Annotated in this window: 7 protein-coding genes; 6 read left to right on the top strand and 1 reads right to left on the bottom strand. The window is 59.9% G+C overall.

Annotated features, from left to right (window positions below):
- The 6 genes from BLQ12_RS14965 to BLQ12_RS28215 form a co-directional block, all read left to right on the top strand.
- Positions 1-364, top strand: a 364-nt coding sequence (locus BLQ12_RS14965) for a poly(R)-hydroxyalkanoic acid synthase subunit PhaE (RefSeq protein ID WP_139163990.1), incomplete at its 5' end; no start/stop codon positions are given.
- Between the two features lie 146 nt (positions 365-510).
- On the top strand, positions 511-1,650 hold the full coding sequence (phaC, locus tag BLQ12_RS14960) for a class III poly(R)-hydroxyalkanoic acid synthase subunit PhaC (RefSeq protein ID WP_254782060.1): 1,140 nt from the start codon (positions 511-513) through the stop codon (positions 1,648-1,650).
- 43 nt (positions 1,651-1,693) lie between these two features.
- Positions 1,694-3,412 carry a PHA/PHB synthase family protein gene (locus BLQ12_RS14955; protein ID WP_092211466.1) on the top strand — a complete coding sequence of 573 codons (1,719 nt, stop codon included), beginning with the start codon at positions 1,694-1,696 and terminating at the stop codon, positions 3,410-3,412.
- Positions 3,413-3,734: 322 nt separating this feature from the next.
- Complete coding sequence (locus BLQ12_RS14950) at positions 3,735-4,139, top strand: MaoC family dehydratase (protein ID WP_092211465.1); 405 nt, start codon at positions 3,735-3,737, stop codon at positions 4,137-4,139.
- A 355-nt stretch (positions 4,140-4,494) separates the two neighbouring features.
- The gene (locus BLQ12_RS14945; protein WP_092211464.1) at positions 4,495-5,571 is read left to right on the top strand and encodes an alkene reductase; all 1,077 of its coding nucleotides are present in this window, start codon (positions 4,495-4,497) and stop codon (positions 5,569-5,571) included.
- Between the two features lies 1 nt (position 5,572).
- Complete coding sequence (locus BLQ12_RS28215; RefSeq protein WP_302846792.1) at positions 5,573-5,704, top strand: hypothetical protein; 132 nt, start codon at positions 5,573-5,575, stop codon at positions 5,702-5,704.
- A gap of 79 nt (positions 5,705-5,783) precedes the next feature.
- Here the strand turns inward: BLQ12_RS28215 and BLQ12_RS14940 are convergent, their stop codons facing one another.
- Positions 5,784-7,367: an N-acyl-D-amino-acid deacylase family protein gene (locus tag BLQ12_RS14940; RefSeq protein WP_175469841.1), complete on the bottom strand. Its 1,584-nt coding sequence runs from the start codon at positions 7,365-7,367 to the stop codon at positions 5,784-5,786.
- Positions 7,368-7,426 lie beyond the last annotated feature (59 nt).

Genomic DNA, 7,426 nt, shown 5'->3' with positions numbered 1-7,426 from the left:
TCTGGAGTTCACCGCGTACATGATGCTGCCCGTGGAGGCCGCCTTCAAGCATGCCGTCAAGGAGGTGGGAAGCGCGAGCACCCCCGAGGACTGGAAAGCCTTCGGGGATCACATGATGCGCCATATGGAGGAGGGATACCAGGGGCTTTTTACCAGCAAGGGGTACCTGGATGCCCTGGACATGCTCATGGTGACGGCCGGGGAGGCCCGGCACCAGGTGGTGGGGGTCGGAGAGGATGTCCTCCAGGCGGCCGGGGTGCCGTCCCTGCGTGAAATGGATGCCCTGTCAAAGGATCTGTATCAGTTGAAAAAACGGGTGGGTGCTCTGGAGCGGGAGACCGATTCTCCCCCGCAACCGGCCTGACCGAAGGGGCGTGGCCCCTTTGCGTCACCGGCAGATGTGTGCAGTTACCCGTCCGGCGGCACCACACGGTGGTGTCGTCAACCCGGCCGCAGCGAGACCACGGTGCGGCCTTAGCTGAGATTGTCTATATGAACACGGAGGATCCGATGAATTATTCCACCTTACAGACGGCCGAATCCCTTGCCCGAGAGTCCATGCGTACCTTCAGTCAGGGCATGGCCTACGCAGAAGAGAGCCTTCGCAACCTCTCCGAGAACCTGGATACCGAGATCGCCACCACCCCCTTTGAGGTGGTGTACACGGAGGACCGGATCCGGCTGAAGCACTATGGTCCGAAAAAGACAAAGGGCAAGGGGGTGAAGACCCCGCTTCTCATCGTCTACGCCCTGATCAACCGGGAGACCATGCTGGACCTTCAGCCGGACAAGAGTGTGATCCGGAATTTTCTGGAGGAGGGAGTGGATGTCTATGTCCTGGAGTGGGGGTATCCCATGCGCAAGGACCGCTGGCTGACCCTTGAGGACCACATCGAGGGGTACATGGACCATGTGGTTGATTTTATCCTGAAGACAAAGCGCCTGCCCAAGCTCAACCTCATGGGGATCTGCATGGGGGGCACCATGGGCGTGGTGTATGCCTCCCTGCACCCGGAAAAGGTGAAGAACCTCGTGACCACGGTGACCCCCACCTGGTTTGACACCGAAGAGGGCCTGCTTCACCTCTGGATGAAGGAGACCCACGTGGAGCGCCTCGTGGAGGCGTGCGGCAACATGCCAGGCGATGTCATGAACCTGGGGTTTCTCATGCTCAACCCCGCCAAGCTCGTGGTGGAGAAGTACCACGGCCTCATGGCCAATCTGGACGACAAGGATTTCCTTGAGAACTTCATCCGCATGGAGAAGTGGATTTTCGACAGCCCCGACATTCCCGGGGAGACCTTCCTTGAGTTTATCACGGCGTTTTACCGGGAGAACCGACTGTTAAACGGCACCTTTACTTTAGGGGACAAGGCCGTGGATGTCACGCGTATCACCATGCCCGTTTTAAACATTTATTCCAAATACGATCATCTGGTGCCCCCTTCGGCCTGCGACCGGTTTACCAAGGCCGTGGGAAGCGCCGACGTTCAGGATCTCTGCCTCGACACCGGCCATATCGGCATTTACGTGAGTTCAAAATGCCAGAGAGACTTCGTGCCCCATATCGCGGGGTGGCTCAAGGAGCGTGACGGGGCAGAGGTCCGCAAAACAAAGGGCGAGAAAGAGAAAGCGACGGTGGCCGCTTAACGGACGAGGCCGGTCTGCGGTCCCCAGAAAAAGAGGGTAGGAAATGACACGCGAAACACAGACAGATCGACCGTTTCAGGCACTGGATACCCTGTGGCACGCCCTGCAGGGACGAGGATCCATGAACTTTTCACCGGTGGCCACGGGGCTTGCCGTCGGGGACTGGGTGATGCACCTGGCCAACTCCCCGGGCAAGCAGGCCGAATTGTTAATGACCGCGGCGAGTCTTCCCGCTGCGCTTCGGGCGGAACGGAACCGGCAGGAGGGCGACGGGGGCAGGGCCTCGGATCATCGGTTTGACGATGAGGGGTGGGAAGAGGAGCCTTTTTGCACCTTTCGAAGCCTTTACCGGCTGGCCTGCCGGGCATGGGGCGAGCTGGCCGTGGGGGTTCCTGGGGTGGAGCCCCACCACGGCGAGTTCATGGCTTTCCTCGGCCGTCAGGTCCTGGAGCTGGGGTCTCCGTACAATTACCTGGCCACCAACCCCGAGCTGCTTCGCCTGACCCAAAAGGAGAAGGGGGAAAACCTCGTGCGCGGGCTGCATCACTACGCCGAGGATGTCAGCCGCCTTTTCCGGGGCATGGACCCTGCCGAATCCGGTGCCTATCAGGTGGGCCGTAACCTGGCTGTTACCGAAGGGGAGGTGATCTACCGCAACCGGCTCATGGAGCTGATTCAGTACCGCCCTTCCACCCCGGAGGTGTTTGCCGACCCCGTGCTCATCGTCCCTGCCTGGATCATGAAGTACTACATCCTGGATCTTTCGGCGGAAAATTCCATGGTGAAGTACCTCGTGGACCAGGGCCACACCGTCTTTATGGTCTCCTGGAAGAACCCCGGCACCGCGGATCGCGACATCGATCTTGAGGATTACATGGGGCTGGGGGTGATGGCGGCCCTGGACAAGCTGGAGGAGGTGGTGCCGGAGCGGAAGGTCCACGGGGTGGGGTACTGCCTCGGGGGCACCCTGTTTGCCATCGCAGCCGCGGCCATGGCCCGGGATGGTGACGAGCGCCTGAAGAGCCTCACCCTTATGGCGGCCCAGACCGACTTTACCGAAGCTGGGGAGCTTATGCTCTTCATCGACCCTTCCCAACTCAGTTTTTTAGAGGACATCATGCGTTACCAGGGCTACCTGGACACCGGCCAGATGGCCGGGGCCTTCCAGCTGCTGCGGGCCTACGACCTCATCTGGTCCCAGGCCGTGGGCCGGTACCTCAAAGGAGAGCGCCAGCCCTTGAACGCCCTGATGACATGGAATGCCGACGCCACACGCATGCCCAGTCGGATGCACAGCCGGTACCTCCGGGAGCTGTTTCTGGACAACGATTTTTCCGAAGGGCGCTTCGAGGTCAAGGGGCGGCCCGTGGTGATCAGCGACATCCATGTGCCCATTTTTCTGGTGTCCACCCAGAGGGACCACGTGGCCCCCTGGACCTCGGTGTACAAATTTCATCTTGCCGCCGATGCACGCAGCATCACCTTTGTGCTCACCGCAGGGGGCCACAACTCGGGCATCGTCAGCGAACCCGGCCACCCCGGTCGATCCTACCGTATCGCCACCCGGCGCGAGGGGGAAATCTACGTGCCCCCGGAGCGCTGGCTCCGAAGCACCCCCGTCAAGGAGGGCTCCTGGTGGGTGGACTGGCAAAAGTGGCTCATGGCCGGTTCCGGAAAAAAAGGGGCTCCCCCCGCCCCGGGCCGGTTTTCAGGGGAGGGAACAAGCTGCGTTGCCCCGGGCACTTATGTTTACGGGCGGTGAGCCTGCTTCAGTAAAGGATTGAACAAGAATAAAGCATACAAAAGCGATGCCTCCGGCGGCCCTGCCGGGGGCCAAACTTTTAAAAAGTTTGACAAACAGGTTTTAAGTGAGCCTTTCCAGGCTCCGCCGAAACAATATCGTCATGTTCGCACCCGCGCTTCGTTTTGATCGCCCCGAAGGGCGATCAAAACGAAGCGCGGGTGCATTAGGAACATTTTTTGCGGAGCTTTTTTATAAAAAAGCGACCCGCCGGAGGCATAACTGAATCGGTACATTTATTTTTAGCCTGACCCTTAAAGGATACTGATAAAGGAGGCACCATATGACCACGCGTTTGGCGCAGGGAGCCTGCGCAGAGTTTGCCAAGACCATCACGGAGTGCGATATCAACGGGTACGCGGGAATCACCGGGGATTTTAATCCGGTGCACATCAACGATGTCTATGCAGGCACCACCCGCTTCAAAGGGCGCATCGCCCACGGCATGTTGACGGCGGGCCTCATTTCCAACGTCATCGGGACGAAACTCCCCGGGCCCGGGACCATCTATCTGAGCCAGAACCTTACCTTTACCTGCCCGGTGAAGGTCAACGACACCATCACCGCCCGGGTGGAGGTCACCGAGCCCCCCACCGACAAAGGGCTCACCCACCTCAAAACCACCTGCACCAACCAGGACGGGACCCTGGTATTGGACGGTACGGCCACGGTCATCTGGCCGCGTTGAGGGCCATGGCTTAGGAAAAGTGCCTCCGGCGGCCCTGCCGGGGGCCAAATTTTTGAAACGTTTGATGAACAGGTTTTGAGATCTGTTTCGGTTTATCGGCTGCTTCAGCCTTTGTGCTTCGCCGCGAGTTGCCCCCGCCACCAGAGTGGGTGACTGTTACGGTAGAAAGCTGCCTTGCGTTGCATGGTACCGTCTTGTCTCTGGATGGTGTATAATCATGCCATATTTTCCTCTGTGCCCCTTCTGCTGTCAGAGCCCTTTCAAGAAATAAACTCAAACATTTCGACACGCACACCGTTTTTTGTTCCGTCCCTTATTCATCGTAGACGACACCCCAAAAAAAGGAGATCAGGCCATGTCCCGTGAGATGCTCTTTTCCCCGTTTCACATCGGTCCCTTGACCCTTCCCAACCGCGTGGTGATGGCGCCCCTGACGAGGAGTCGGGCAGGGGAGGGCAACGTTCCCCATGCCTTGAATGTTGAGTACTATGCCCAGCGGGCCACGGCAGGGCTCATCATCAGCGAGGCCACCCAGATTTCACCCCAGGGGGTCGGGTACCCCTGGACCCCGGGGATCCATTCCCCGGAGCAGGTGGCGGGCTGGTCCCAGGTGACCGGGGCCGTGCACAACAAGGGCGGACGGATTTATCTCCAGCTCTGGCATGTGGGCCGGATTTCCCATCCGTCCCTTCAGCCCAATGGCGAAAAACCCGTGGCGCCGTCCGCCCTTGTTCCTGCCGGGGAGAGTTTTACACCGACGGGCATGGCTCCTTTTGAAACGCCCCGGGAGCTGGGGGCCGAAGAGATTCCCTGCATCGTGGCCCAGTACGCCGCGGCAGCGGAAAACGCCATGGCCGCAGGCTTTGACGGGGTGGAGATCCACGGCGCCAACGGGTACCTCATCGATCAGTTTTTAAGGGACGGGACCAACCGGCGGACAGACGCCTACGGGGGCAACATAGGGAACAGGGGGCGCTTTTTAAAAGAGGTGACCGAGGCGATCCTGAAGGTTGTGGAGCCCGGGAGAGTGGGGGTACGCCTCTCTCCGGAGAACACCTTCAACGACATCCGGGACAGCGAGCCCCAGGCCACCTTTGAGGCCGTGGCTGAGATGTTGAGTTTTTATCGCCTGGCCTACCTCCATGTGGTGGAAGGTGATTTTGTCTCCGGGGAAAAAAATATAGATTACTCACGGATCAAGGAGAGGTTCCGGGGGCCGTACATGGCCAACGCGGGCTACACCAAGGATCGGGCCGAACAAAGCCTTCGAAGGGGCGAAACCGACCTTGTCTCTTTCGGAGCCCTGTATATCGCAAACCCGGATCTGGTGGCGCGTTTCGAACAGGACGCGCCCCTGGCCGAACCGGACGAGGCGACCTATTACGGGGGTGGGGAAGAGGGCTACACGGACTACCCTGCTTTGGAAGAATGAGATGCGTCGGGGTGCCCCCCTCTCCCTTCCGTTCCTCCTTTTCCTGTATGTTAAGCAGGTCCTGATGACCAGCCTCTCCCTGGGCAAATTGTCCCGGCATATCGATACCCTCGTCACCCGGTTCCATATCTGATCCCGTACCAGGCGGTAAAGCGCCCCCACCCCTGAACTAGGGGGCGCTTCGCTATACCCCGAGGGGTAATGCGTGATGGTTACCTTCGGATCACGCGGCCGGGATTGGCGGGCTGACGCTCTCCGTTTTTCATGACAAACTCACCGTTGCACAGCACATGCACCATGCCCTTGGGGTATGTCCGCGGGTTGGCGAAGGTGGCGCACGGTTTGAACCTCTCCGTTTCAAAAATCGCGATGTCCGCATGGTGGCCGGGTTTGATCATGCCCCTGTCGGAGATGTCCACGCGGCGTGCCGGGACCGAGGTCAGGCGCCGGATGGCTTCTTCTATGGTCAGGGTGCGCCGTTTGGTTACAAACTCGTCGAGGAAAAGGGGGACCCAGTCAAAGGTGTGCAGAGAGCAGGGAAGCTGGGAGAGAAGGCCCTCGGAGGCCATGGCAAACCCGTCGGAAATGCAGGGGCATTCCGGGTCCTGAAGGGCCACGGCGACGTCGTCGTAGGAGAAACTTCGGGATGTCCACAGGGCGCTCCTGAGTCTTTCGCCTTCGTTGATCATGATGTCAAAGGCGCAGTCCAAGGCAGGGCGGCCCAGTTTTTCCGAGATCTCCGTAAAGGACAGGCCCACAAGATCTGGGGAGCCCGCGGCGTTCAGGAGCCATACCTTGTCCCATTTCTCTTCCCGTACAATCTGCCAGACCGGCTTGAGCTCCACCTTTATCTTTTGGCGCAGGACCGGGTCCTTCAATCGCTTGATGGCGTCCTGGGGTGACCCTTCGGTGGCCCAGGTGGGCAGTATGGCTGCGATGTTGGTGTGGTTCAAGTTTACGCCCATTACGTCCATGTAGACGTTGATGCCTTCTTTCCGGGCGTTGAGGACGGCATCGAGGATCCGCTGCATGCCGTTGTCCGGGCGTCCGTACTTGGGATTGATGTGAGACACCTGCATGGTCACCCCGGTGTTACGGGCCAGGGCAATGGCCTCATCGATGCCGGTGTCGTAGTACCTGGCGCGATCCCGCGAGTGCATGGCGGCGATGCCCTTGTGTTTCGCCACCACCGCGCAGAGTCGCTCCAGCTCCTCGGTGGCGGATGAAAAGCCGGGTTCGTACTCCAGGCCGAAGGAGAGCCCCAAAGCGCCCTGCTCCAGGCATTGATCGAGCATCGCCTCCATGGCGGTGATCTCATCGTTGCTGGCCGTCCCCTGGGGGGACGCCATGCAGTTGATGCGCAGGGCGCCGTGTCCCACCATGGAGGCGACGTTAAGGCCCAGGGCCTGCCGGTCCATGCAGTCCAGGTAGCTGCCGAAGCTGTCCCAGTCCACGGGCGTCAGCAGGGGCAGGGGACTGTACTGCCGCATGTTCTCTACGTTCTCGTACGGGGCGATGCTGGCACCGCACTGGCCGCACACCTCGAAGGTGACCCCCTGACGGATCTGGCTCTGAGCGCTTCCGTCGGCGAGAAGGACGGTGTCGGAGTGGGTGTGTATGTCGATGAAGCCCGGGCAGACGGTGTGTCCGGTTACATCGACGGTCGTTTTTGCTTCGGTATCGTCCAGGCAGCCGAGGCATGTGATTTTGTCGCCGGTGATACCGATATCCCCTTTGTAGGCAGCGGATCCCGTGCCGTCGATGATGGTTCCGTTGGTCAATTTGATGTCCAGCATGAAGTCTCCTTTGGTTTTGTTTTCTATGGGGTTGCGCCATGCTTCGTGGCGGTGATTTT

Origin of the sequence: Desulfoluna spongiiphila, assembly GCF_900101345.1 — a bacterium.
Lineage (GTDB): Bacteria > Desulfobacterota > Desulfobacteria > Desulfobacterales > Desulfolunaceae > Desulfoluna > Desulfoluna spongiiphila.
The sequence above is the reverse complement of the archived record's forward strand: the minus strand, read 5'-3'. Positions and strand labels throughout refer to the sequence as shown.

What these genes read in the sequence shown, in the direction of transcription:
- phaC (WP_254782060.1), top strand. Translation starts at nt 511, where the DNA reads ATGAATTATTCCACCTTACAGACGGCCGAATCCCTTGCCCGAGAGTCC.
- BLQ12_RS14955 (WP_092211466.1), top strand. Translation starts at nt 1,694, where the DNA reads ATGACACGCGAAACACAGACAGATCGACCGTTTCAGGCACTGGATACC.
- BLQ12_RS14950 (WP_092211465.1), top strand. Translation starts at nt 3,735, where the DNA reads ATGACCACGCGTTTGGCGCAGGGAGCCTGCGCAGAGTTTGCCAAGACC.
- BLQ12_RS14945 (WP_092211464.1), top strand. Translation starts at nt 4,495, where the DNA reads ATGTCCCGTGAGATGCTCTTTTCCCCGTTTCACATCGGTCCCTTGACC.
- BLQ12_RS28215 (WP_302846792.1), top strand. Translation starts at nt 5,573, where the DNA reads ATGCGTCGGGGTGCCCCCCTCTCCCTTCCGTTCCTCCTTTTCCTGTAT.
- BLQ12_RS14940 (WP_175469841.1), bottom strand. Translation starts at nt 7,367, where the DNA reads ATGCTGGACATCAAATTGACCAACGGAACCATCATCGACGGCACGGGA.